21 protein-coding genes and 1 pseudogene are annotated in these 23,330 nt (G+C 55.8%); 14 read left to right on the forward strand and 8 right to left on the reverse strand.

The genetic code is table 11. From position 1 onward, the window contains the following. Nucleotides 1-58: 58 nt before the first annotated feature. From CUR33_RS03255 to CUR33_RS03280, 6 genes are all read left to right on the forward strand, one after another. Nucleotides 59-2,344, forward strand: a complete 2,286-nt coding sequence (locus CUR33_RS03255) for an ABC transporter permease subunit (protein ID WP_289238695.1) — start codon at nt 59-61, stop codon at nt 2,342-2,344. Nucleotides 2,345-2,359: 15 nt separating this feature from the next. After that, the gene (gene pstA, locus CUR33_RS03260; RefSeq protein WP_289238696.1) at nt 2,360-4,036 is read left to right on the forward strand and encodes a phosphate ABC transporter permease PstA; all 1,677 of its coding nucleotides are present in this window, start codon (nt 2,360-2,362) and stop codon (nt 4,034-4,036) included. Nucleotides 4,037-4,099: 63 nt separating this feature from the next. Then, nucleotides 4,100-4,933: a phosphate ABC transporter ATP-binding protein PstB gene (gene pstB / locus CUR33_RS03265; RefSeq protein WP_090250782.1), complete on the forward strand. Its 834-nt coding sequence runs from the start codon at nt 4,100-4,102 to the stop codon at nt 4,931-4,933. Nucleotides 4,934-5,076: 143 nt separating this feature from the next. Continuing rightward, nucleotides 5,077-5,808: a phosphate signaling complex protein PhoU gene (phoU, locus tag CUR33_RS03270; protein ID WP_160086060.1), complete on the forward strand. Its 732-nt coding sequence runs from the start codon at nt 5,077-5,079 to the stop codon at nt 5,806-5,808. A gap of 132 nt (nt 5,809-5,940) precedes the next feature. After that, nucleotides 5,941-6,843 carry a response regulator gene (locus CUR33_RS03275; RefSeq protein ID WP_160086058.1) on the forward strand — a complete coding sequence of 301 codons (903 nt, stop codon included), beginning with the start codon at nt 5,941-5,943 and terminating at the stop codon, nt 6,841-6,843. Between the two features lie 121 nt (nt 6,844-6,964). Then, nucleotides 6,965-7,861, forward strand: a complete 897-nt coding sequence (locus CUR33_RS03280; protein ID WP_289238697.1) for a peptidoglycan DD-metalloendopeptidase family protein — start codon at nt 6,965-6,967, stop codon at nt 7,859-7,861. A gap of 253 nt (nt 7,862-8,114) precedes the next feature. Here the strand turns inward: CUR33_RS03280 and CUR33_RS03285 are convergent, their stop codons facing one another. The 5 genes from CUR33_RS03285 to CUR33_RS03305 form a co-directional block, all read right to left on the reverse strand. Next, nucleotides 8,115-9,455: a hemolysin family protein gene (locus tag CUR33_RS03285; RefSeq protein ID WP_289238698.1), complete on the reverse strand. Its 1,341-nt coding sequence runs from the start codon at nt 9,453-9,455 to the stop codon at nt 8,115-8,117. Between the two features lie 69 nt (nt 9,456-9,524). Next, the gene (phoR, locus tag CUR33_RS03290; RefSeq protein WP_289238699.1) at nt 9,525-10,832 is read right to left on the reverse strand and encodes a phosphate regulon sensor histidine kinase PhoR; all 1,308 of its coding nucleotides are present in this window, start codon (nt 10,830-10,832) and stop codon (nt 9,525-9,527) included. A 69-nt stretch (nt 10,833-10,901) separates the two neighbouring features. After that, nucleotides 10,902-11,591 (reverse strand): phosphate regulon transcriptional regulator PhoB, encoded by a 690-nt coding sequence (phoB, locus tag CUR33_RS03295; RefSeq protein ID WP_090250769.1) that lies wholly within the window; start codon nt 11,589-11,591, stop codon nt 10,902-10,904. Nucleotides 11,592-11,682: 91 nt separating this feature from the next. After that, complete coding sequence (gene ubiA / locus CUR33_RS03300) at nt 11,683-12,576, reverse strand: 4-hydroxybenzoate octaprenyltransferase (RefSeq protein WP_289238700.1); 894 nt, start codon at nt 12,574-12,576, stop codon at nt 11,683-11,685. Between the two features lie 111 nt (nt 12,577-12,687). Further along, a complete protein-coding gene (locus CUR33_RS03305) occupies nt 12,688-13,242 on the reverse strand; it encodes a chorismate--pyruvate lyase family protein (RefSeq protein WP_289238701.1) in 555 nt (184 codons plus the stop codon). Nucleotides 13,243-13,456: 214 nt separating this feature from the next. Here CUR33_RS03305 and CUR33_RS03310 point away from each other — a divergent pair, with 214 nt between their 5' ends. The 8 genes from CUR33_RS03310 (at nt 13,457) to CUR33_RS03345 (ending at nt 21,711) form a co-directional block, all read left to right on the forward strand. Beyond that, nucleotides 13,457-13,624 carry a rubredoxin gene (locus CUR33_RS03310; RefSeq protein WP_090250760.1) on the forward strand — a complete coding sequence of 56 codons (168 nt, stop codon included), beginning with the start codon at nt 13,457-13,459 and terminating at the stop codon, nt 13,622-13,624. Nucleotides 13,625-13,721: 97 nt separating this feature from the next. Further along, nucleotides 13,722-13,889 (forward strand): rubredoxin, encoded by a 168-nt coding sequence (locus CUR33_RS03315; RefSeq protein WP_282874646.1) that lies wholly within the window; start codon nt 13,722-13,724, stop codon nt 13,887-13,889. Nucleotides 13,890-13,952: 63 nt separating this feature from the next. Continuing rightward, nucleotides 13,953-15,101, forward strand: a complete 1,149-nt coding sequence (locus CUR33_RS03320; RefSeq protein WP_289238702.1) for an NAD(P)/FAD-dependent oxidoreductase — start codon at nt 13,953-13,955, stop codon at nt 15,099-15,101. Between the two features lie 186 nt (nt 15,102-15,287). Beyond that, nucleotides 15,288-15,560: an HU family DNA-binding protein gene (locus CUR33_RS03325; protein ID WP_090250753.1), complete on the forward strand. Its 273-nt coding sequence runs from the start codon at nt 15,288-15,290 to the stop codon at nt 15,558-15,560. 212 nt (nt 15,561-15,772) lie between these two features. After that, entirely contained in the window at nt 15,773-16,990 is a 1,218-nt protein-coding gene (locus CUR33_RS03330) for a tyrosine-type recombinase/integrase (protein ID WP_143003809.1), read from the forward strand. Then, nucleotides 16,991-18,595 (forward strand): site-specific integrase, encoded by a 1,605-nt coding sequence (locus CUR33_RS03335; RefSeq protein ID WP_167143979.1) that lies wholly within the window; start codon nt 16,991-16,993, stop codon nt 18,593-18,595. Continuing rightward, nucleotides 18,596-21,253, forward strand: a complete 2,658-nt coding sequence (locus CUR33_RS03340) for a hypothetical protein (RefSeq protein WP_289238703.1) — start codon at nt 18,596-18,598, stop codon at nt 21,251-21,253. It begins immediately after the preceding gene. Nucleotides 21,254-21,255: 2 nt separating this feature from the next. Further along, nucleotides 21,256-21,711: a hypothetical protein gene (locus CUR33_RS03345; RefSeq protein ID WP_167143973.1), complete on the forward strand. Its 456-nt coding sequence runs from the start codon at nt 21,256-21,258 to the stop codon at nt 21,709-21,711. A 38-nt stretch (nt 21,712-21,749) separates the two neighbouring features. On the opposite strand, the pseudogene CUR33_RS03350 reads toward CUR33_RS03345, so the two are convergent. The 3 genes and pseudogenes from CUR33_RS03350 to CUR33_RS03360 all read right to left on the reverse strand — a co-directional run. Further along, a pseudogene (locus CUR33_RS03350) lies at nt 21,750-22,006 on the reverse strand (HipA domain-containing protein); the annotation flags it as partial. 143 nt (nt 22,007-22,149) lie between these two features. After that, complete coding sequence (locus CUR33_RS03355) at nt 22,150-22,794, reverse strand: DsbA family protein (RefSeq protein ID WP_167143970.1); 645 nt, start codon at nt 22,792-22,794, stop codon at nt 22,150-22,152. After that, on the reverse strand, nt 22,791-23,228 hold the full coding sequence (locus tag CUR33_RS03360; RefSeq protein WP_167143966.1) for a disulfide bond formation protein B: 438 nt from the start codon (nt 23,226-23,228) through the stop codon (nt 22,791-22,793). Before CUR33_RS03360 ends, CUR33_RS03355 begins: the two co-directional genes overlap by 4 nt. Nucleotides 23,229-23,330 lie beyond the last annotated feature (102 nt).

The following is a 23,330-nucleotide window of genomic DNA, read 5'->3' on the forward strand; positions in this document are numbered from 1 at the left end:
CGAATAGCGACAGAACTCATTATGGCGCGCTCATGGCTGCGCAGAGACGCTCTTACCTATGAATGACTTGGCTAGTGAAACCATGACCGCCACCTCCAAATCCCTTGGGCTGGACTTCAACACTCCGGCTCTGCAGCGCAAACGGCGTATCCGTGCGCTGAAAGATCGCTTCGCCCGCTGGGCGGTATCCGTCGGTGGCCTGGCTGTGCTTGGCGCCATCACCCTGATTTTCTTCTACCTGGCCTACGTGGTGCTGCCGATGTTCCAGGGCGCTAGCCTGGACAGCCGCAAGCCGGTGCAGGTTGCCTGGTTAAATGAAGCGGCCACGCCGCTGCTGCTGACCCTGGAAGAACAGAACCAGATGGCCATGCGCCTGGACCAGAATGGCAAGGTGCAATTCTTCGATGCGAAGAAGATGCAGCCGCTGAGCAGCGTGCAGCTGCCGATCCCCGCGGATGTGCAGATTGCCTCCGTCGGCCAGGACCAGCCGGGCAGCAACCGCGTCGCCTTGGGCCTGTCGAACGGCAAGGTGCTGGTATTCCAGCACGTCTACAAGCTCAGCTACCCGAACGATGTGCAAACCATCACGCCGAAGATCGAATATCCATTCGGCGAAGCGCCGATTGAGCTTGATCCGCAAGGCCGCGCGCTGGACCACATGGGGGTCAGCCTGAATGGCGGTACCCTGATGCTAACCGGCTCCACTGGCACTGAGCTGCATGTCCTCAAGCTCGGTCGTGAAGAAAACATGATGACCGGCGAAGTTACCCTAAGCGAGGAGCGTATTGCGCTGGCGCAGATTGCTGAGCCGATCAAGGCACTGATCATCGACCCACGCCACCTGTGGCTGTATGTGGTCAACGGCCGTGCCACGGCCGATGTCTTCGACATGCGCAGCAACAGCCTGAACGGTCGTTACAAGCTGTTGGAGGACGGCAAGCGGGAAGTCAGCAACGCCACTTCGCTGCTCGGCGGTATCTCGCTGATGATCGGCGACAGCAGTGGCGGCATCGCCCAGTGGTTTATGGTGCGCGAAGCAGACGACAAGGCGGTACTGAAGTCGATCCGTAGCTTCAAGCTGGCCGACAGCCCGATCATCCAGATTCTCCCGGAAGAGCGCCGCAAAGGCTTCTTCGCCCTGGATGCCAAAGGCAATCTGGGTATCTTCCACAGCACCGCACACCGCACTCTGCTGGTCGAGCCGGTGGCTGAAGGTCAGGCCCTGGCCGCCCTGTCGCCGCGTGCCAACCGCGTGCTGGTGGAAAGTGATGGTCAGCTGCAGCGCTTGATCGTCGACAACCCGCATCCGGAAATTTCCTGGAGCTCATTGTGGGGCAAGGTCTGGTATGAGAATTACGACGCGCCTGGCTATGTCTGGCAGTCGACTTCTGCCAGCACTGACAACGAACCTAAACTGAGCCTTGCGCCGCTGGCCTTCGGTACGCTGAAAGCGGCCTTCTACGCGATGCTTCTGGCAGCTCCGCTGGCGATTGCCGCAGCGATTTACACCGCCTACTTCATGGCTCCGGCCATGCGCCGCAAGGTCAAGCCGGTGATCGAGCTGATGGAAGCGTTGCCAACGGTTATTCTTGGCTTCTTCGCCGGGTTGTTCCTCGCACCTTATGTGGAGGGTCATCTGCCGGGCATCTTCAGTCTGCTGCTGTTCACCCCCATCGGTATTCTGCTGGCCGGGTACCTGTGGAGCCGCTTGCCGGAGTCGATTCGCCTGAGAGTGCCGGATGGTTGGGAGTCGGCGATGCTGATCCCAGTAATCTTGCTCATTGGCTATGTCTCGCTGGCCATGAGCGGCCATGTGGAGAACTGGCTGTTCGACGGCAATATGCGTATGTGGCTGAGCAATGACTTAGGCATTCCGTTCGACCAGCGCAACGCCCTGGTAGTCGGTCTGGCCATGGGCTTTGCGGTAATCCCGAACATCTACTCGATTGCCGAAGACGCCGTATTCAGCGTGCCGAAGAGCCTGACCTTCGGTTCCCTGGCCCTCGGTGCCACGCCGTGGCAGACCCTGGCTCGGGTGGTGATTCTCACCGCCAGCCCAGGCATCTTCTCCGCGGTGATGATCGGCATGGGCCGCGCCGTAGGCGAAACCATGATCGTGCTGATGGCCACCGGTAACACCGCGATCATGGACATGAACATCTTTGAGGGCCTGCGCACCCTGGCTGCCAACGTAGCGGTGGAAATGCCCGAATCGGAAGTGGGTGGTACCCACTACCGCGTGCTGTTCCTATCGGCGCTGGTGCTGCTCGGCTTCACCTTTGTCATGAACACCCTGGCGGAGCTGGTGCGCCAGCGTCTGCGCGTCAAGTACGCCTCGCTCTAAGGCTTGGGAAGGTATATGTCCGTGAAACAGAACAATCTGAAAGCCTGGTTCAAGAGCGGTTCGCCGTGGATCTGGATGAACGCCGGCGCGGTGTCGATCGCGGTGATCATGACCCTCGGTCTGCTGATGGTGATCGCCGTGCGCGGCCTCGGCCACTTCTGGCCGGCTGATATCGTTGAAGCCGACTACCAGATCCCTGGTCAGGAAGCCCGGGTGATGGCCGGTGAGATCACCCAGATCGAAGAAGTGCCGCGTGCCCGTTTGGCCGCTTCCGGCTTGCCGGTGGAGGCTGAAGGCGGCGAGTTTATGACCCGCGAGCTGTTCAAAGTGGGTAACCGCGATGTGTATGGCGCGGACTTCACCTGGGTGGTCGGCGAGTGGCTGAGTAACCAGCGTACCCCGGAAAACCTCACGGCGCTGGAGCGCCGCGAGTGGGGTAACTTCTACGGTTACTTGGTCAACGTCAAGGAAGCCGGCGTATTGGTCGCCGAGGGTGATGCCAGCTGGCCGGCGCTGCAGGAGCGTATTGAGCGTGTCGAGCAGTTGCACACTCAGCTGGTGCGCCTGGAGAAGAAGGACATCGGGCGGATCAACGCCGGCCTGGAGCGCATCCGTCTGCAAACCCGCAAGCTGGAGCTGCAGGGCAAACTGGACGATGTTGCCCAGGCTGAACTGGACGCCGAGCGCGCGCAGTGGGACGCCGAATACAAGGTGCTGGAAACCGAGCTGATCGCCCTTAATCAGGCGTTCAATCGCGACAGCGTCACGCTGAAGACCGTTGATGGCCGCGAAGTGACCATCAGCATGGGCAAGGTGGTGCGCGCGTTCCAGCCGAATGCCATGGGCATGGGTGAAAAGCTCGGCTTCTACTTCGCCAAGCTGTGGGAATTCGTCAGCGACGACCCGCGTGAAGCCAACACTGAAGGCGGCATCTTCCCGGCGATTTTCGGCACCGTGATGATGACCCTGATCATGGCCGTGATCGTGACGCCGTTTGGCGTGGTGGCGGCCATCTACCTGCGTGAGTATGCCAAGCAGGGCCCGCTGACCCGGGTGATCCGTATCGCGGTAAACAACCTGGCGGGCGTTCCGGCCATCGTTTACGGGGTGTTCGGCCTGGGCTTCTTCGTCTACGTGCTGGGTGGCTCGCTCGACCGCATGTTCTTCCCCGAAGCCGCGCCGGCGCCGACCTTTGGTACGCCGGGCTTGCTCTGGGCCTCGCTGACGCTGGCGATCCTCACCCTGCCGGTGGTGATCGTGGCCACCGAAGAAGGTCTGGCGCGGATTCCCCGCGCCGTGCGTGAAGGCTCCCTGGCCCTTGGCGCAACCAAAGTAGAAACCCTCTGGCGCGTGGTGTTGCCAATGGCCAGCCCGGCCATGATGACCGGCCTGATTCTCGCCGTGGCCCGCGCCGCTGGTGAAGTGGCGCCGCTTATGCTGGTGGGCGTGGTCAAGCTGGCCCCGAGCCTGCCGGTGGATGGCAACTACCCGTACCTGCACCTTGATCAGAAGATCATGCACCTGGGCTTCCACATCTACGACGTCGGCTTCCAGAGCCCCAACGTTGAGGCCGCGCGGCCGCTGGTTTATGCCACTGCGCTGTTGCTGGTGTTGGTCATTGTGGTGCTGAACATGGCGGCGGTTTATATCCGTAACCACCTGCGCGAGAAGTACAAGGCGCTGGATCACTAATCATTGCGCCACGGCCCACTGGCCGTGGCGGCTTAACGAATTTGTTAGCGTAGGGAGCATCCCATGCAGCACGAAGCACACACACACGGTATCGACATGGCGGCCCTCGGCCGCGACCGCCAGGGCTTGAACATGGCCAACGAACGCGTGGCCATCGACGTACCGGGTTTGAACCTGTACTACGGCGAGAAGCAGGCGCTGTTCGACGTCAAGATGACTATCCCCAATCAGCGTGTGACGGCGTTTATCGGCCCGTCTGGTTGCGGTAAATCAACCCTGCTGCGCACCTTCAACCGGATGAATGATTTGGTTGACGGCTGCCGCGTAGAAGGCGAAATCAACCTCGACGGTAAGAACATCTACCGCAAAGGCGAAGACGTGGCTGAGCTGCGTCGCCGCGTCGGCATGGTGTTCCAGAAGCCCAACCCGTTCCCCAAGAGCATTTACGAGAACGTGGTCTACGGCCTGCGCATCCAGGGTATTAACCAGAAGCGCGTGCTCGATGAAGCCGTGGAGTGGGCACTGAAAAGCGCAGCACTGTGGGATGAGGTCAAAGACCGTCTGCACGAGTCGGCTCTCGGCCTGTCCGGTGGTCAGCAGCAGCGTCTGGTGATCGCCCGCACCGTGGCAGTTCAGCCTGAAGTGCTGCTGCTTGACGAACCCTGCTCGGCGCTCGACCCGATCTCCACGCTGAAAGTCGAAGAGCTGATCTACGAACTGAAATCCAAGTACACCATCGTCATCGTTACCCACAACATGCAGCAGGCTGCGCGGGTATCGGACTACACGGCGTTTATGTACATGGGCAAACTGATCGAGTTCGGTGATACCGATACGCTGTTCACCAACCCGGACAAGAAGCAGACAGAGGACTACATCACCGGTCGTTACGGCTGATGGCCATGTCAGAGTGCGCTGGACTGCGTCGGCGGAACTTGCCGGACTACTTGTACTGCCTGCGTTCCGCCTCCTTGCCCAGCACCCTCTGCCAAAGCCCATCCTAAGCAGAGACGTTATTCGGTTAATTCAAGGGTTTGCACATGATCAACAAAGAAAACCTTACCCAGCACATCTCCCAGCAGTTCAACGTCGAGCTGGAGGAGGTGCGCAGCCACCTGCTGGCGATGGGCGGCCTGGTCGAGAAGCAGGTTAACGACGCCGTAACCGCACTGATTGACGCCGACTCCGGTCTGGCTCAGCAAGTGCGCGAGATTGATGACCAGATTAACCAGATGGAACGCAATATCGACGAAGAGTGCGTGCGCATTCTCGCTCGTCGTCAGCCGGCAGCATCCGACCTGCGTTTGATCATCAGCATCTCCAAGTCGGTAATCGATCTCGAGCGCATCGGTGACGAAGCCACCAAGATCGCCAAGCGCGCGATCTTGCTGTGCGAAGAAGGTGAAGCGCCGCGTGGCTACGTGGAAGTGCGTCATATCGGCGACCAAGTGCGCAAGATGGTGCAAGAGTCGTTGGATGCCTTTGCCCGTTTCGACGCTGACCTGGCGTTGTCTGTGGCGCAATACGACAAGACCGTTGACCGCGAGTACAAGACCGCTCTGCGTGAGCTGGTCACCTATATGATGGAAGACCCACGTTCGATCGCACGCGTGCTCAACATCATCTGGGCGCTGCGCTCGCTGGAGCGCATCGGTGACCACGCCCGCAACATCGCCGAACTGGTTATCTACCTGGTGCGCGGCACCGACGTGAAGCACCTCGGCCTGACCCGCATGCAGGAAGAAGTGCAGGGCACCAAGAAGGACAGCTGAGTCGGCTGTTGCGGGCAGTGAACGCATTGCCCGATGGCCAAGATGCACCTGATCGCGACATTGGGTGCATTTCGGTTGGCCTTTGGCCAGTAGCCGTGACTATGCTTATGGCCATCAGAACAGGAGTGGCCGATGAGCAAAGTCAGCGTGCTGGTAGTGGACGACGCAACCTTTATCCGTGATTTGGTGAAAAAGGGTTTGCGCGACCACTTTCCAGGTATCCAGATCGAGGAAGCCGTGAATGGGCGCAAAGCCCTGCAGATGCTGACGCGTCAGCCGGTTGACTTGATTCTGTGCGACTGGGAAATGCCGGAAATGTCCGGCCTGGAGCTGCTCACCTGGTGCCGCGAGCAAGATGCTCTGAAGATCGTCCCGTTTATCATGGTCACCAGTCGCGGTGACAAAGAGAACGTGGTGCAGGCGATTCAAGCGGGCGTTTCCGATTTTATCGGCAAGCCCTTTTCCAACGAGCAGCTGATCACCAAGGTGAAGAAGGCCCTGAGCCGGGCTGGCAAGTTGCAGGCATTGGTGTCCAGTGCCCCACCGAAAATGCTCAGCAGCGGTGCCTTCGCCAACGATTCGTTGTCCGCACTGACTGGCGGTAAAGCCGATACCGTCAAACCCGCCGCCGTGCAAGCCGCTGCTGCCTTTGCCAGCAAACCCGCCGCCAAGGCACCTGCTACCAGCGCACCCAGCGGGCGCGGGCAGGGTCAACTGCGGTTACCCGGTGGCGCCACCATGTCCTGCGTGATCAAGGCCCTGAGCCTCAAGGAAGCACTGTTGGTGGTTAAACGCACCGAGGAGCTGCCGCAGGTGCTCGACAGTGCGGTGCTAGATCTGGAGCAGGGCGACGCGGCGGAAACCGCTCGGCTCAACGGCTACTTGCATGCCGTGGCGGCCTTCGAGCCGAAGCCAGACAGCGAGTGGCTGCAACTGACCTTCAGATTCGTCGACCGCGACCCGCAGAAGCTCGACTACATCTCCCGGCTGATCGCCCGGGGAACTGCGCAGAAGCATTTCAGCCCCGGCGCCTGAGCAGGCTACCCCGCCGGTGCATGCGAGATGGCTCACAACCCTGGCGCGCCGGTTCGCGTCGCATGGGTTCGGCTGCTAATCTGATTGGCCCGGACAGACAAATCATAAGATCCGAGTCGTTATGCTAGGGCGTCTGATACTTCTCTGCAGTTTGTTGACCCTTGCCGGCCAGGTAGCGGCGTTGACTATTTACAAGTACACCGATGCTAACGGCGTGGTCACCTATACCGACCAGGCCGCGCCCGGTGCCCAGGTGTTTGTGTTTCGCGACCGTATGGTTGAGCGCCTGGACAATCAGGTAAAGCTGGAGACCAAGAAACACGAGGCCGGTGAAACCCTGTTGGTGCGCAACGACCTGCACGCCCCGGTGCAAATTGAACTGCGCCTGGAAGCTGCGGATAACGTCACCGGCGTGCCGGAAAAGCCGATTAGCTGGGTATTACCGCCGCGCAGCAATATCCGTTTGGCCACCCTGGCCCCGCGTGATGCCAGCAAACCCATGCGGTATACCCCCAAGCTGCGTTATGCGATGGGCGACCCGCGCCTGCTGCCGACGCAGAAAAGCTACCCACTGCCGTGGCGTGGTGGGCCGTTCCGTCTGACTCAAGGGGCTAACGGCCAGTACAGCCACTTCACCCCCAAAGGCCGTTACGCCATGGATATCGCCATGCCCGAAGGCACGCCGATTGTTGCGGCGCGCGGTGGCATCGTGGTGAAAACCGAGAATCAGCAAAGTGGGCGCGGCAACAACCCGTCCGGCAACTATGTGCGCATCCTGCACGACGACGGCACCATGGGCGTTTACCTGCACTTGATGCAGGGGTCGGTGGCCGTCAGTGAAGGTGCCCGTGTGCGTGCTGGCAGCCTGCTCGCGCGTTCGGGCAACACGGGCAATAGCACCGGGCCGCATCTGCACTTCGTGGTGCAGCGCAACGTTGGCTTGGCGTTGGAGTCGATCCCGTTCAACTTCGCTCAGCCGGTCAACAGCCTGCCTAATTTCGCTGTCGGCGGCGAGTAAGAACCTGCTTACGATCTGCTGCGCTTCGGTCTTACTGCGTTTAAAAAAGACTCGGCAAGCCGCTTACGGCTAACGCGCTTTAGCGCGACCCGAAGGGCGAGTGGAATGAGTAATGCTCATGTACGAAAGTACACTCGCGTGCGAGCCCAGTCCGCTTGCTCGCTGTCTTGACCAGCCGAAGGCTGTTCCTAGGTAGCGCCGTGTAGGACTCTAGCTCGCAAGATCGTAAACACGTTCTACGGCAGTCTGTCCCTCAATCCAGCTTAAGCACCTTGGCCAGCACGATCTTCGGGCCTTTCATCTTCTTGACGATGATGCGCAGGCCGTCGACTTCCAGTACTTCCTCTTCCTCGGGCATGCGCTTGAGGGTGTCGTAAATCAGCCCGGCGAGGGTTTCCGCTTCGACGTGATCGAGGTCGACGCCGAGTAGGCGTTCGACCTTGGCCAGTGGCGTGTCGCCGCGTACCAGCAGTTTCCCCGGCTGGTACGCGAGAATGCCGCGCTCGGCTTTGCGGTGTTCATCCTGAATGTCGCCCACCAGGGCTTCCAGTACGTCTTCCATGGTCAAGTAGCCGATTACCTTGCCGTCGGCTTCTTCGACTAAGGCGAAGTGCGAACCACCTATGCGGAATTGTTCTAGCAGGCTGGACAGCGGCATGTGCCGGCCGACGCGTTCAACAGGGTGCATCAGGTCAGCCAGTTTCAGTGCCGAGGGCAGCATCTCCAGCAGCGACAAGTGCAGCAGCAAGTCCTTGATGTGCAATACGCCAACGTACTCGCCACTGATATCGTCGTAGATCGGGTAGCGGCTGTACTTGTGCCGACGAAACACGCTGAACACTTCATCCAATGCGGCTGTCAGCGGCAGGGAGACCAGGTCCTCGCGGGAGTTGGCCCAGTCCACCACCTCCAGTTCGCCCAGCTCCACGGCCGAGGCCAGCACACGCATGTCCTGGTCGCTGGGGTCGCTGGCGCGGCTGGAATGGAGGATCAGCTTGAGTTCGTCGCGGCTGTAGTGGTGCTCATGATGCGGCCCCGGCTCGCCCTGGCCGGCTACGCGCAGGATGGCGTTGGCACTAGCGTTGAGCAGGAAGATCGCCGGGTACATGGCCCAGTAGAACATGTACAGCGGCGCGGCCGTCCACAGCGACAGCAGCTCGGGTTTGCGGATGGCCCAGGACTTGGGTGCCAGCTCGCCGACCACGATATGCAGGTAGGAAATGATAAAGAACGCGGTAAAGAAGGCGATGCCATGTATCAGCTTCGGCGATTCGATACCGATACCCGCCAGCAGCGGTTCGAGCAGGTGGGCAAAGGCCGGTTCGCCGACCCAGCCGAGGCCGAGGGAGGCCAGGGTGATACCCAGCTGACAGGCTGAGAGGTAGGCGTCGAGCTGGTTGTGTACGGTGCGCAGAATATGCCCGCGCCAGCCATTTTTTTCCGCCAGGGCGTCAACCTTGGTGGCGCGCAGTTTGACGATGGCGAACTCGGCGGCAACGAAGAAACCGTTGAGCAGCACCAGAAACAGAGCGAATAGGACGAGACCGAAATCGGCGAAATAGTTGCTGGCGACGTAACTCGTGGAGGGGTCCATAAAGGGTTCGGGTAGTGAATGACCGCTAAAGGGTGGGGGCTGACAGCCGGCTTTGCAAGTAGGGCGCGGTTACTGGCCGCGCCGTACCATTTGCAGCGTCGGAAAGTGGCAGGTGAATGTGCTGCCTTTGCCCAGGGTGCTGGTGATATCCAGGCGCGCGCGGTGACGCAGCAGCACATGCTTGACGATGGCCAGGCCAAGCCCGGTGCCACCGGTGTTGCTGGCGCGGCTGGAGTCGACCCGGTAGAAGCGCTCGGTCAGGCGCGGCAGATGCTTGGCCTCGATACCCAGGCCGCTGTCCAGCACGCTGAGGTGCGCGCCCTGTTCATCGCCCCACCAGCGAATCTGGATGCTGCCTTCGTCCGGGGTGTATTTCACGGCGTTGAACACCAGATTGGAGAAGGCGCTGCGCAGCTCGGTTTCGCTGCCCTTGAGCTTGAGGTGCGGGTCTGCTTCCAGGCTGATGCGGTGGTGGCGCTCGCCGGACAGCGCCTGGGCATCGTTCTTGATGCTCAGCAGCAGCAGGTCGACGGCCACTGGTTGATTGTCCGAGGGGTAGTCGGTGGCTTCTAGCTTGGCCAGCAACAGCAGGTCATTAAGCAGATTCTGCATGCGTCCGCCTTGCTGCTGCATCTGCTGCAGGGCGCGCAGCCAGCGCGGATTTACGTCCTCCACGTTATCCAACAGCGTTTCCAGGTAGCCGCTGATCACTGTCAGGGGGGTGCGCAGCTCGTGGGAGACGTTGGCGACGAAATCCTTACGCATCTGCTCCAGCTGAAACAGGCGGGTTATGTCGCGTACCAGCATCAGGTGTTCGCGGTTGCCGTACTGGGTGATGTGGAATTGCAGGCGCAGGCGGTCGCTGACTGGTGAGGGCAGCTCCAACGGCTCGATGTAATTGTGGTTCTCGAAATATTCGATAAAGCGCGGGTCGCGTACCAAGTTGGTGATCTGCTGGCCGCTGTCCTGTGGGGTTTTCAGGCCCAGCAGTTTCTCGGCGGCGATGTTCCACCACTCCAGGTTGCCGTCGCGGTCGAGCATGATCACCGCATCTTTAAGCGCAGCGGTGGACTCCTGGACGCGGTCGATCACTGCCTGCAGGCGGCCACGGACTTTCTGGTCGCGGCGCTGCAGGTGGTAGATGCTGTCGAACACTTCGCCCCACAGGCCGTAGCCATCGGGCGGCGCTTCGTCACCCTGGCGGGTGCGCAGCCATTTGTGCAGACGTAGCAGTTGTTGCAAGTGCCAGCCAAGGTAGCCGGCCAGGCCAATGACCAGTGCCCAGGCGTATTCGCCAGTGATCAGCCCCAGCAGCAGGCAGACACTGACCAGGAGCAACAAGCGACGTATCAGGGGGCCGCGCCAGTCTTGATTCAATTCGAGCTCATCCGCCAATCAATCCTTTTCACCGAGCGCTCATCGCGCCAGCAGGCCATCCTAACCGTGTTAGCTCTTGGTGGAGAAACGATAGCCGGTGCCGCGTACGGTTTGCACCAGGTTTTCGTAGGCCTCACCGAGGGCTTTGCGCAGGCGACGGATATGCACATCGACGGTGCGCTCCTCGACATACACGTTACCGCCCCAGACTTGGTCTAGCAGCTGGCCGCGGGTGTAGGCGCGCTCCTGGTGCGTCATAAAGAACTGCAGCAGGCGGTATTCGGTGGGGCCCATCTCGGCCGGTTTGCCGTCGATGGTGACGCGGTGGCTGACTGGGTCGAGCAGCAGGCCGCCAACTTCGATCGGCCCTTCACTGTCGGTTGGTCCAGCGCGGCGCAACACGGCTTTCAGGCGGGCGACCAGTTCGCGCGGGGAGAATGGCTTGGTGATGTAGTCGTCGGCGCCGACTTCCAGGCCCTGGATCTTGTTGTCCTCTTCGCCTTTGGCCGTGAGCATGATGATCGGGATGTCGCCGGTCAGCTCATCGCGCTTGAGGCGACGCGCCAGCTCAATGCCGCTGGTGCCGGGGAGCATCCAGTCGAGCAGAATCAAATCAGGTTTACGGTCGACGATGATGGCATGTGCCTGCTGGGTATTTTCCGCTTCCAGGCACTCGTAGCCGGCCATTTCCAGGGCCACGGCGATCATTTCACGGATCGGTGCTTCGTCATCGACGATCAGGATGTTCTTGCCAACCATGGGTCAAGCCTCGGGTCATCTCGCTGTAATGGGCTGCATTAGATAACGGAATTATTGCAGCGATATGACAGGTGCGCGGCAAAGCTTCTTTCTAGCCGCGCACAGCGTAGTCCACTACCAGGCCGATAAAGATCGCCAGACCAGCCCAATGGTTATGCAGAAAGGCATTGAAGCAGGCCATTGGCTTGCGGTTGCGGGTCTTGTGAAACTCCCAGGCAAAGCAGCCGGCCGCGACCAGCAGACCGAGGTGGAAGTACAAGCCCAGCTCGAAGCGCGCCGCCGCCAGCAGCAGGCAGAGCAGCGCCAGGCCCTGGAGGATGACAATGATCAGACGGTCGGCATCGCCAAACAGAATGGCGGTGGAGCGCACGCCGATCTTCAGGTCGTCCTCGCGGTCGGCCATGGCGTAGTAGGTGTCGTAGGCCACCGTCCATAGTAGGTTGGCGATATACAGCAGCCAGGCTTCCGGTGGCAGGCTGCCGGTTTCGGCAGTGAAAGCCATGGGCATGCCCCAGGAGAAGGCCGCGCCCAACACCACCTGCGGGTAGAAGGTGTAGCGCTTCATAAAGGGGTAGCAGGCGGCCAGAGCCAGGCCGCCGAACGACAGCCAGATGGTGGTGGCGTTGGTAAACAGCACCAGCACGAAGCTCAGCGCCACCAGCACGACGAATAGGATCAGCGCTTCACGCGGCTTGACCCTGCCACTGGCCAGCGGCCGGGCCTTGGTGCGGCTGACGTGGCCGTCGAAGTTGCGGTCGGCGTAGTCGTTGATCACGCAGCCAGCAGCGCGCATCAGAATCACCCCGAACACGAAGATCAGCAGGTTCTTCACGCTCGGCACGCCTTCGGCAGCAACCCACAGCGCCCACAGCGTTGGCCACAGCAGCAGGTAGATGCCGATGGGCTTGTCCAGGCGCATCAGCTGGATAAAGTCCCAGGCGCGTGGGTGCAGGCGATTAAGTGAATGCAGCAGGCGGGTATACATCGAGCGCGTCTCCATGCGAGGTGCGGCTGATTATAAGACGGGCGTAGGGTGGATCACGTTTTATCGATCCAGCATGGTGGCTGTCAGGTGGATGTAAAAACGACACCCGCCTTACGGCGTGTCGATCTCGGCGGCCTGCCAGAATGCGGGTAAGAACACCTCGGCCACCAATACGCCCAGCGCGCCACGGCTAAAGCACGAGCGCCGCGCCCACAGGCGCTCGCGGCAGGCTTCCACTGGCAGCCACTGCGCCGGGTAGCGGCATACCTGCAGTTCGCCGCGATCGAAGGCGCGGTCGCTGAACAGCAACTCTCCCAGCGAGCGGCTGCCGAGTTGGTCCAGCGCCAGGCCGGAACCTTCCAATGCGCTGCGGGCTGCCACGCTGCGGGCAAATACCCAGGGTTGGCCGTGACCGCGCAGATACACTTCGCGCACCCAGCCCTGGCTGCCGTTGACCACGCCCAGTGCGCTGCATTCATCGCTGCGCAGGTGCTGCCAGCCTTCCTGCAGCGGGGTGACGCTGAAGCTATCGGCCGACAGGGCGGTGAGCCGCTGCGTCAGCGAATCCTCATTGAATAGCCAGTCGCGCACCGCAGCAGTGGGCGCAGGGTGCAGCTGGCTGGCAGTTAGCCAACGCGGCGGGTGGGCGAGGGCGGTGTGGGGCACGAGCGGTTTCACCGTAGGCAGAGGCGCGCGAGTCTAGCATGGGCCTTGCGCCTGGATAGATGACGCAAGGCGCGGCGATTGGCCGCTACGCCGGGCACAACCCGACTTTGGTTGGCCTCAATGGCGCGCTATTCATCGCCCGGCGGCTTGGCGCACCTGCGCATATACGGTAGTTTCCCCGGCGCAATAGCCGTGTGATCCACCTGAGGTAGTTATGAAGAAGTGGCAATGTGTGGTCTGTGGACTGATTTACGACGAGAGCCAAGGCTGGCCTGATGACGGTATCGCCGCCGGGACACTCTGGCAGGATGTCCCGGAAGACTGGCTGTGCCCTGACTGTGGCGTGGGCAAGCTGGATTTCGAAATGATCGAAATCGGTTGAGTCCAGGCTGTGACAAACGGCGACCTGCGGGTCGCCGTTTTGTTTAGCGAGTGCGCATACTAAACCCTCGAACGAGCTGATTAAGCGCGAGGTGGTTATGCGCAAGTGGCAGTGTGTGGTGTGCGGTTTTATCTATGACGAAGCCCTCGGCCTGCCCGAGGAAGGCATCGCCCCGGGCACGGCCTGGGAAGATATTCCCGCCGATTGGTTGTGCCCCGATTGCGGCGTCGGCAAGCTGGATTTCGAGATGATCGAGATTGTCTGAGCCGCGTCAGCCCTGAAATCTATTACGGCCGCCGCAATGCGCGGCCTGTGTGAGGAATGCAGCATGAGTGCACCTGTCGTCATCGTCGGCACCGGCCTGGCCGGCTACAACCTGGCCCGTGAATTTCGCAAGCTGAACAGCGAGACCCCGCTGCTGCTGATCACCGCTGACGACGGTCGCTCGTATTCCAAACCCATGCTGTCCACCGGCTTTGCCAAAAACAAGGATGCCGATGGCCTGAGCATGGCCGAGCCGGGCGCCATGGCCGATCAGCTCAACGCGGAAATTCGCACCCATACTCGGATCAGCGGCATTGACCCCGGCCACAAGCAGCTGTGGATTGGCGAAGAGGCTGTGCCTTATCGCGACCTGATCCTGGCCTGGGGCGCCGAGGTGATTCGTGTGCCGGTGGAAGGTGATGCCGACGATGCGATCTTCTCGATCAATGATCTTGAAGACTATGCACGCTTTCGCACGGCTGCTGCCGGCAAGCAGCGCGTCCTGCTGCTGGGCGCCGGGCTGATCGGTTGTGAGTTTGCTAATGACCTGATTCTGGGCGGCTACCAGGTCGAACTGGTCGCACCCTGCGAGCAGGTGATGCCTGGCCTGCTGCATCCGGCTGCTGCCGCCGCAGTTCAAGCGGGTCTGGAAGGGCTGGGCGCGCGCTTTCACCTCGGGCCGGTGTTGGCCAGCCTGAATCACAAAGGTGATGCACTGGAAGCGCACCTGTCCGACGGCACGCTGATTGAGTGCGATCTGGTGCTTTCGGCTGTGGGCCTGCGTCCACGTATCGAGCTGGCGGCAGCGGCTGGGCTGGCGGTCAATCGCGGGGTGATGGTCGACCGCCAGCTGCGCACCTCGCACGCCAATATTTACGCCCTGGGTGATTGCGCCGAAGTCGATGGCATCAACCTGCTCTACGTTATGCCGCTGATGACCAGTGCCCGTGCACTGGCCCAAACCCTGGCCGGTACCCCTACGGCAGTCAGCTACGGGCCGATGCCAGTAACGGTAAAAACTCCGGTCTGTCCGCTGGTGGTATCGCCACCACCGCGCGGGCTGCAAGGCGAGTGGAGCGTTGAAGGCAGCGGCGCTGATATCAAGGCGCTGTGCCATGACAGCAGCGGTGCGCTACTGGGCTACGCCCTCACCGGTACGGCCGTGCAGGACAAATTGGCGTTGAATAAGCTGCTGCCTGCGCTTTTGGCCTGAATGACGGTCGTTCTGTCGGATATGCCACAAAATTGCCCGGTTTAACTGTCGGACAAGACTGGCGCAGGGCTGGATGGCATGCCATCCTCCCTCAGTCTGCCGCAGCCTAGAGCTGTTGCCGCGCCTTGGTATCTGCTCGCGCAGAGCAGCCCGGACACAACAACAAAAAACCGTAAAGAGGCATTTATGCGTAAACCGGAACTCGCCGCCGCCATCGCCGATAAGGCGGATCTGACTAAAGATCAGGCAAACCGTGTACTTAACGCCGTACTCGAAGAAATCACCAATGCACTGAACCGCAAGGACAGCGTCACATTGGTCGGCTTCGGTACCTTCGTGCAACGCCACCGTGGTGCTCGCACCGGTAAAAATCCGCAAACCGGCGAGCCGGTGAAGATCAAGGCCAGCAACACCGTAGCCTTCAAACCAGGCAAGTCCCTGAAAGATGCTGTAAATTAAACAGAGAGTGTTTCATTTTCTGTGGATAAGTTCTGCAAAGCCCCGAGAATCGGGGCTTTGCACTATCTGGGGTAAGTGAAAATATCGAAACGGTGTTTCATTAAGTATTTAAAAGAAAAAGTGACCGCATTGAAGCAGTAGCGTTTCATTATTGACGCCCATTTAGCCTGTCTATAGGCTTCCGTGCTCGTGAAAAAAGCGCGGTGTTTCATTTGAAGAATTCAGTCTTTTCGCTCACTACCGTCGTCTTCGATAAATTGGGCGGTATAAAACTAAAGTTAGTAACTGAAAGTAGCCAGGTTGATATATTTGCCGGCGCGTATGCTTTGCAACGATTCGACAATGGCTCGAAGCCAAATACCATACGAGTTGATCAGAGTTCAATTCTGATCCTATATCGGTTCTGTGAAATTCAAAAAGTAGATTTGATCGAGCGCATCGCAAATCTTAATCCGCTTACTATCGGTGAAATTGAATCTTTCTCATCGTATTGCGGCTTTGCTCAACAGAGCGGCGAGCAGGTTAATCCGAATTGGTATGGTGCCCGCATGCGAGGCGCTAAAAAATTTATAGATTACCTATGGCTGTTCTATGAGGGGCGGTGCGCTCGAAACTTGGAGCAACTTAAAATTGCTAAGCGTTCGTATGAGAGGATGACTGCCGGCTTCAAGTTGTATATGAAAGCTCCTTACAGGGGCGATAAAAAAGACAGGATCGGCCTTACTCCTGCACTTCAGGCTAAGTTCATTGCTATTATTGACCCTGATGAGAGCAATAATTTAAATCCTTGGAAGATTTATAAGGTGCGATGGAGAAATTATATTCTCCTGCTTCTATTGATGTTGGGCGGAAATCGTAAAGGTGAGACGTTACTGTTGAAGCTGAATAATTTCCAGCTTACAGGAATGCGAAAGTATTACGACATCGTCAAGAACAAAGATGTGATTGATTATCCTCGCGCTGAGTCCCCCTCAGTTAAAACACTCGGTCGGCAGGTGGTGTTGCATGATCAACTGGCCGCATTAGTTGAACACTACATTGTGAATGTCAGAAAAGAATTCATCGGCTGGCAGTCAACAAGCTATGTCTTCCTGTCTTACCGGGATGGGCGTCCTCTTTCAGTGCAGACTCCTAATTCAATCCTGAATGAACTTATAAAACAATATCCAGAGTTTGTGGGTCTTCTCAGCCCCCATCGCCTTCGCAATACGTTTCATGATCTTTTGAATCAGGCACTGGATAGAAAGTTTAAGGGTGAAAGTGGTTTAAGTCGTAAGATTTTGAAAGCACCTATTCAGGAAGCGGCAGGCGGTTGGGCTAAGAATAGTAATATGCCTGAGCATTATGCTAAAGGATCGATACAAGCCAAAGTAGCCGAGTTACAAGCCCTACTCCAGCAAGAAGCCCTTAAGCCACAACTGGTTGATTAAATGAAAGAACTCCAGAGTCAGAGGGTGTTGTCCGGCAACGATGAACTTTCAGATTTTTTGCCGGGAGGCACTTTTGTAAAAAGTCGATTGGGCTATGACATCGAATTATTTGATGAGTATGGTGGCTTTCGATCTGCAATAAAATTGCCGGATGATACGGGTGAGTTTGTTTATCTTACATCACATTATCTTAATCTGTTGGATTTTGAGTTAAGAGAGATTGCGAGGAGTTATCTAAGATATATCTTGGAGAGATATCACGCTTCAACTGTTAGAATTAAATATAAATTTCTTGATTTGTTTGCCCGTGAGATGTCCAAAGGAGTTCATATCAATGACTTCTTGGAAAGTCTTTCTGTGCTTGAAAATAAAGAAAAGGCAGCATATATCTCTGCTTGTAAGGAATTTTTGAAGTTTCTATTGCTTTGCGGCTATGAAGATCTTTCACTTGAAGTGTATGAGGATTTCCATAAACTTCGAAATTATTCAGGTAAAGAAAATGCCTATTTAGCTCTATTTGTAATGGATGATGCCAGAGGGCCATTTACTAGAGAGGAAGTTTCCGTACTGTCAGGTCAGGTTAATAACCAGGCACTTCCGTTGGAATTTCGCTTGGTGTTAGATCTGTGTTTGTGTTTTGGGTTGAGACCAATACAAATTTCTTTATTGAAAAGAAAAGATTTTATTAAAGATAGTAGGAGCGGATTGTATTATCTTAACGTGCCGCGCGTGAAGCAAGATTCGCGCAATCGGCGAGTTCAATTCAGCTCTCGAATACTCACGGAAAGAACTGCAAGTCTTATTCAGTCTTACATAGATTCTGCAAAAAATCCCGATGGTATTGATCCTGCAGAGCTACCACTTTTTATTAACTCAAAATCGATAAATTTAGAACGAGACGGAAATACCTTAGGAAGTCACTACTGGGAAGATGCAGAGCGGTTGTCAAGTGACTATTTCTCAGATGAGTCAAAGCGGGCCATACTCTACCAAAAGTCGAGTGGCAAAATTAATTATATCCTTTGGGGAAATGAACATAGGCTGCCATTTTCCCCTCGTACCGGAAAGAAATTCAGTTTGTGTGCATATAGATTTCGTTACACGGTTGGCACGCAAGCAGTAATGTCCGGTTGTTCGCCAGAAGAGCTTGCCGATTTACTCGATCACAATGATACGAATAGCATTAAACACTACTTCAGATTCACTCATGAAATGTGGGAGATTCTAGAAAATGCTACGTTGAGTCGCATTGAACAGAAGCAATTCACAGCTGCTTGGATGAGAGAAGGTGACCTTGTAAATAATATATATAGTCACGTATGTGAACCAAGAAATTTCAATGTCATAGGAAAGTGTGCGTCTCAATCTATATGCTTCGAGGAGCCGGCGGTATCTTGCTATTCGTGTGACAGATTTTGTCCTAATAAAGATGTTGTAGCACATGAAAGTGCTTTGGAGGGTTTGGTAGAGCGAAAAGATCGCTTGCTAACCGTCAGCACCGCTAATGTAGTTTCAGTTATAGACCAGGCCATAGCTGGTTGCCGTGCTGCAATCGCCTACTCTGAAGGGCAGGACGTGGTTCTAATTAATGTGAAGGAAGTCTGAGTGCAAAATATAATGGCACAGGATATTTTGCATGAGGAGCTTCGGATTAAGCTAAACCGCCTTGCCAGCAAAGCCGAGGAGAGATTCTCAAAACTCAGTTGTTTCAATGGGTCAAAGTGGGAGGATCTCTCCTGGTTATATAACGGAAGGCATAATGTTTATTTGCTGGCTCGCGGAGAAACTAATGCAGAGTTAATGCTACTTAATAAGGTCTTCTTGGTAAGTTATCTCTGGGACAGAAGGGCGGACCACAAGGTGGTATCAGCTGGTCGCGTTATGGACTTATCGGCTGCGGTAAAGTATATGGCTGCTCAGGGTGTTGTTAACCTTAGAGGGCTTGATCAATCTTCCTACATGACAACGTTTAAATATATTCAAACACGCTATAAATCACCTGCTAGTGCATGTAGATCGCTAAATTATTTTATCAGATTCATCTTTAATTCTTCCTTGACCGTTAGCAATTTTGACCTCATCGGTACGCAGGATCTTCAAGAGAAAGATAAGTATGGCCGTGTTGCCCTTGGAGATAAACTGCCGCTTCCAGAATTGGTCAAAGCAATCATAGCGTTGAAGTGGGCAGTGCAAGACCAGTGGGATGGCAGCTTTCGTGCTCAGATGGATATGTTGTCGGTTCTGACTCAGGCATTTCAATATGGATTAGGCCTAAGAATCGGGGAGGTTCTGCGGTTACCTAAGAACTGCTTAGTTACAATAAACAGTGAGTTATATTGTCGAGTATGGACAGAAAAAGGTGCGGAGCCAATCGCCAGGTATGTCCCTACTATCTGGAGAGCCGCCCTCTGTGAAGCGGTTCTCCGAATTGATGCCATCTGCGAACCCTACAGAAAAAGGGCTTTGAGCATTGAAGATGGTTCCTATGCCGAGACTCTCGATTATCGCTTTCAGGGAAGAACAGAAGCAATTGATCGGCATATTGAGTCTACCCTAAACTGTCTATCTAAGAAAATAGAGTCTAATGTTTCAGCGTCTGAAAGACAGTTGCGCCTCCTGAAGTATCTGCCGGATGAAGAACTTGTTGAGCTCAAGAATTTGCGTGAGTACTTACCATTTGCCTCGAATTCGCACGACTCTACTTCACTCCTTAAATTCTACAAAAAAAACGGATTTAAGATAACTTCAAAATCACTCGGAAAGGTAAAGTGCGTTTATTATGTACGAGGATCTGATGTTAAGCAGCGACTTGCTCAATTGATAGAGTTTCGCCGCAATATTGTTTTATATTCTGAGTTTTTTGAGGTGCTCCATAAACGACCACCTGCAGGAAGTCGGTCTAAGGATGTACACGCTCTAAAAGATAGGTTGCAGTCGCAAAGCCTGGCTTCTTTGGAAGCCTTTGTCTTGACGGGGGAGTCGTGTCTTTATGGTGCGAGGATAGTATATCTTAGTCGTGACGATGCAGTTGCCGCAATAAGAAATATTGTCAGTGGTGGGTATGATTATCGCGCTTACATTCCGATATTAGATGCTGAGGAACTTTATCCAGAGCTGTTCAACCAGAAGACCATGACCTACATTGCTAATGCAAATGCGGCTGGGTTCTACTCGTTTCTTAGAGTCTCGGAAGAACGAATCAATTTTTATAGGCCAGTCGCGAAAAGCAATAGAGTTAAGCATTCTGCCGTATCTGGGTTCTTGGTTGAACAGGCCAGCATTAAAAGTGCCGTTGTAGATGCTTTTGTATCAGTTAATACAAAAGTTAAGTCAGAACTAATCCAGGGAATTAAAGAGGAACTTCTAGCGGATGGAGTAGAGATTGGTTCGGCTACATTTGGGATAAATCAAAAAGTCTCTGATTATTTATTTGTTGTCCCAAGCAATCTTGGCGGTGTGTATAACGAACACATTCCATCTATCCTTGGCTATTTTTCTGTTCTATATGCGATAAAACCAGCTAAGCAGGGGCAGTCAGCGTTTGTCCGTTACGGTGTTGTAGCCAATGAAGAGATTGTAAGTACGTTTCAGACCCACAAGGGACGACATTGGCAAACTAATTCACTTTTTCGGGCGGGCTTGGCTGCAAGTATTGTGAATAAGTGGATGGGAAGATCTGATAGTCAAGGTGATCATTACGATCATCAGACTGCTAAAGAACGTGCTGAGAAAGTCGGTGAGCTTATGCTCTCTGAGCAGTCCCGCTTTATTGGTGATCTGGCGAATAAGGTCAAGGCTTGGACTGACAATGATATTCCGACCCAGAATGTGCAGACCTTTTTGACTGATATGCTGCAAACCGTACATTACGGTCCGCTTGGGCATTGTTTTCGTGATATTAATTTGAAGCCCTGCGAATTTCATCTGAAGTGTCTGACCGGCAATTCAGGAAAAGGCTGTAGAGAGTTCGTTGTAGATCTTTTAGATCCAGTTCAAATAAAGCAAGTCGAGTCAGAGCGTAATAGATCAGAAATTGAGTTGGCGCGGCTTTTTGAAGCCTTGAATAGACCCAGTATCCCGGTAGAGTCTGTTGAAATGCATATCGAACATCAAATGGCGATTTTTAGAAATGCTTCTTATATTTTAGATAATTCTGAGGTGGTGCTTAACGAAATTCAAGTTGAAAAGAGTAAGGACTATCAGCCATTTAGGACCAATGGCTCTGTTCCAAGCGACTGTGTATTCCAATGTGGAGTAGCTTGATTGTGACTACGTCTACTGAGCAATGGGGTAAAGCTTTTTCGGTATTGCAACAATTTGAAAGACAGCTGATAGATCCTTCAAACTTTGGGTGGAAGTATATTACCGATAAGTCTGGTGTATCTAAGCCGACCCTTTGGCGAAACAAGGAATTTGAAAAAGAGTTTCAACGTATTAAGGAAGTTGTCAAAAGTTATGCTCGTGGTGAGAAACAGTTCGATCAAGAGGTTTCACTGAAAGCGGCCAGAGATCGTGATCGAGATCACCAGATCGAGGTGCTCAAGGCACAGGTCCAGGAGTTGACGAAGCAATTAAATAGGGAGCGCGAAAGACTCATATACGCCTCTATGATTGCTCGCCGTAAGAATATCGATCCTGCGGAATTCTTAGATGAGAGCCCAGTGTTTCGTAAGCCTGCCAAAGGCGGCTCGGTGGTCAAGCTGCCATCAAAGGGGCACTAGCCAAGTCGGGTGCCATCATCTGGCTTTGTACTGGCATTTAAGGCCAAATAGCTCTTGCTGTACTTTTGCTCCGCGGCCAGCCCCTCAATGCCACCCTGTCCTCGAAACCGATGGGGTTGAGCTTCTCATCTCGGTCGATGCGGCGCATAACTAACTACTTGGCGTTGGCGGAGAGATAGAGTTCCGGCACCGCAATTCCCGCCGCCCTTGCCGCGGACATACAACGGTACTCGTTTACCGCCAACCTCGATAACTCCTCCTGGCCGCCCTTGATGATCAGGCCAGAGGTTTTCGAGGCGAGACCTGGCACATAGCAGGCTGCCAACCACATAAGTAACCCGAAAATACTGGCCACAATCGGCGGAGGTATCCTGTTTTCCAGTGTTCGCATAAAAGTGCTCGATAACGCAGCCACAGCGTTTGCGCCAGTCGCTATGTTTAGCGTACTTTTTGCAGTTCGCTCTGCACTAGTTCTAGCAGCGGCTCCGGGCCGAACTTCGTCAACAGCGTGCCGTTGACGAAGAAAGTTGGCGTGCCTTGAATCCCCACTTTCTTAACGTCCGCTGCGTCTTTAGCCAGGATGTCGTCGATAGCCGGCGAGTTCATCGTGGCGCGGGCCTTCTCGACATCCAGGCCAACTGCTGCTGCGGCTTCCCAGGCCTTCTGCGCTTTCGCGTCGTCATGCCACAGCGGCTGGGCCTCCAGCACGGCTGCTAGCACAGGCTCGTAAAGCCCCTGCATTCGCGCCGTCTCCAGCAGGCGCACGGCCTCTTCTGAACCTTTGTGGAACAACACATAGCGCACGACCAGACGCACGTCCTGTGGGTACTGCGCCATGATTTGCTTTACGTAGGGGAAGAACGCCCGGCAGCTTTCGCACGATGGGTCGAAGAACTCGACGATGGTGACCGGCGCCTTGATTGGCCCAAGGGTTGGCGAGTGGAAACGTACCAACGAACTGCTCGCCTGGGTGACTGCTTGAGTCTCCTGAGGTGCTGAAAAACGCTGATAGAGCACTGCCGCAGCGATAAAGCCGGCAATGGTTACAGCGCTGATGGTCAGTACGATGGCACGTCTATTCATACAAGGGTTCTCCGGCGAATCAGGGCAAGAAGCAAGACGATGGCGGTGAAAGCCGCCAGGGAAAGCAGCGGCAGCGGCACGCTACCAAAGATCAGCATATCGGCCCCGGAACAGGAGGTTCCGGCGCTACACGGCTTGAGGTTTTCTGGAAGTATGCCCATGAACAGCAGGGAGTGATACAGGGCGATTGCCCAACCGATAACGGCCAGGGGCAAGGCGTAAAGCCAAACGGCGAAGTCCGCGCGATAACAGGCGACCGTCAGCATTACCCCCAAAGGAAACATGAAGATGCGCTGGAACCAGCACAGCACGCATGGGGTTTTGCCCATGACTTCACCGATAAACAAGGCGGCTAGGGTTGCGGCCACAGCCAGCAACCACACAGAGAGCAGCAAACCCCAGGGGTTAGCGGAGGGGTGACTCTGGCTTCTCATCGTTATTTACTCGCCATTTTCCTTAAATAGGGATGGCACGTTAGCGGGCCCGCAGCAGCTGTCGATTGGCTTTGTGTTACAGCATGCGTCCTGCACAGGAAC

Source organism: Pseudomonas sp. FEMGT703P, assembly GCF_002786345.1.
Lineage (GTDB): Bacteria > Pseudomonadota > Gammaproteobacteria > Pseudomonadales > Pseudomonadaceae > Aquipseudomonas > Aquipseudomonas peli.

Excerpts from the sequence above, each read along its gene's own strand:
- CUR33_RS03335 (WP_167143979.1), top strand. The coding sequence starts at position 16,991 with ATGAAAGAACTCCAGAGTCAGAGGGTGTTGTCCGGCAACGATGAACTT.
- pstB (WP_090250782.1), top strand. The coding sequence starts at position 4,100 with ATGCAGCACGAAGCACACACACACGGTATCGACATGGCGGCCCTCGGC.
- ubiA (WP_289238700.1), bottom strand. The coding sequence starts at position 12,576 with ATGTATACCCGCCTGCTGCATTCACTTAATCGCCTGCACCCACGCGCC.
- CUR33_RS03325 (WP_090250753.1), top strand. The coding sequence starts at position 15,288 with ATGCGTAAACCGGAACTCGCCGCCGCCATCGCCGATAAGGCGGATCTG.
- CUR33_RS03315 (WP_282874646.1), top strand. The coding sequence starts at position 13,722 with ATGCGCAAGTGGCAGTGTGTGGTGTGCGGTTTTATCTATGACGAAGCC.
- phoU (WP_160086060.1), top strand. The coding sequence starts at position 5,077 with ATGATCAACAAAGAAAACCTTACCCAGCACATCTCCCAGCAGTTCAAC.
- CUR33_RS03320 (WP_289238702.1), top strand. The coding sequence starts at position 13,953 with ATGAGTGCACCTGTCGTCATCGTCGGCACCGGCCTGGCCGGCTACAAC.
- CUR33_RS03355 (WP_167143970.1), bottom strand. The coding sequence starts at position 22,794 with ATGAATAGACGTGCCATCGTACTGACCATCAGCGCTGTAACCATTGCC.
- CUR33_RS03255 (WP_289238695.1), top strand. The coding sequence starts at position 59 with ATGAATGACTTGGCTAGTGAAACCATGACCGCCACCTCCAAATCCCTT.
- CUR33_RS03360 (WP_167143966.1), bottom strand. The coding sequence starts at position 23,228 with ATGAGAAGCCAGAGTCACCCCTCCGCTAACCCCTGGGGTTTGCTGCTC.
- CUR33_RS03310 (WP_090250760.1), top strand. The coding sequence starts at position 13,457 with ATGAAGAAGTGGCAATGTGTGGTCTGTGGACTGATTTACGACGAGAGC.
- CUR33_RS03275 (WP_160086058.1), top strand. The coding sequence starts at position 5,941 with ATGAGCAAAGTCAGCGTGCTGGTAGTGGACGACGCAACCTTTATCCGT.
- CUR33_RS03285 (WP_289238698.1), bottom strand. The coding sequence starts at position 9,455 with ATGGACCCCTCCACGAGTTACGTCGCCAGCAACTATTTCGCCGATTTC.
- CUR33_RS03280 (WP_289238697.1), top strand. The coding sequence starts at position 6,965 with ATGCTAGGGCGTCTGATACTTCTCTGCAGTTTGTTGACCCTTGCCGGC.
- phoB (WP_090250769.1), bottom strand. The coding sequence starts at position 11,591 with ATGGTTGGCAAGAACATCCTGATCGTCGATGACGAAGCACCGATCCGT.
- pstA (WP_289238696.1), top strand. The coding sequence starts at position 2,360 with ATGTCCGTGAAACAGAACAATCTGAAAGCCTGGTTCAAGAGCGGTTCG.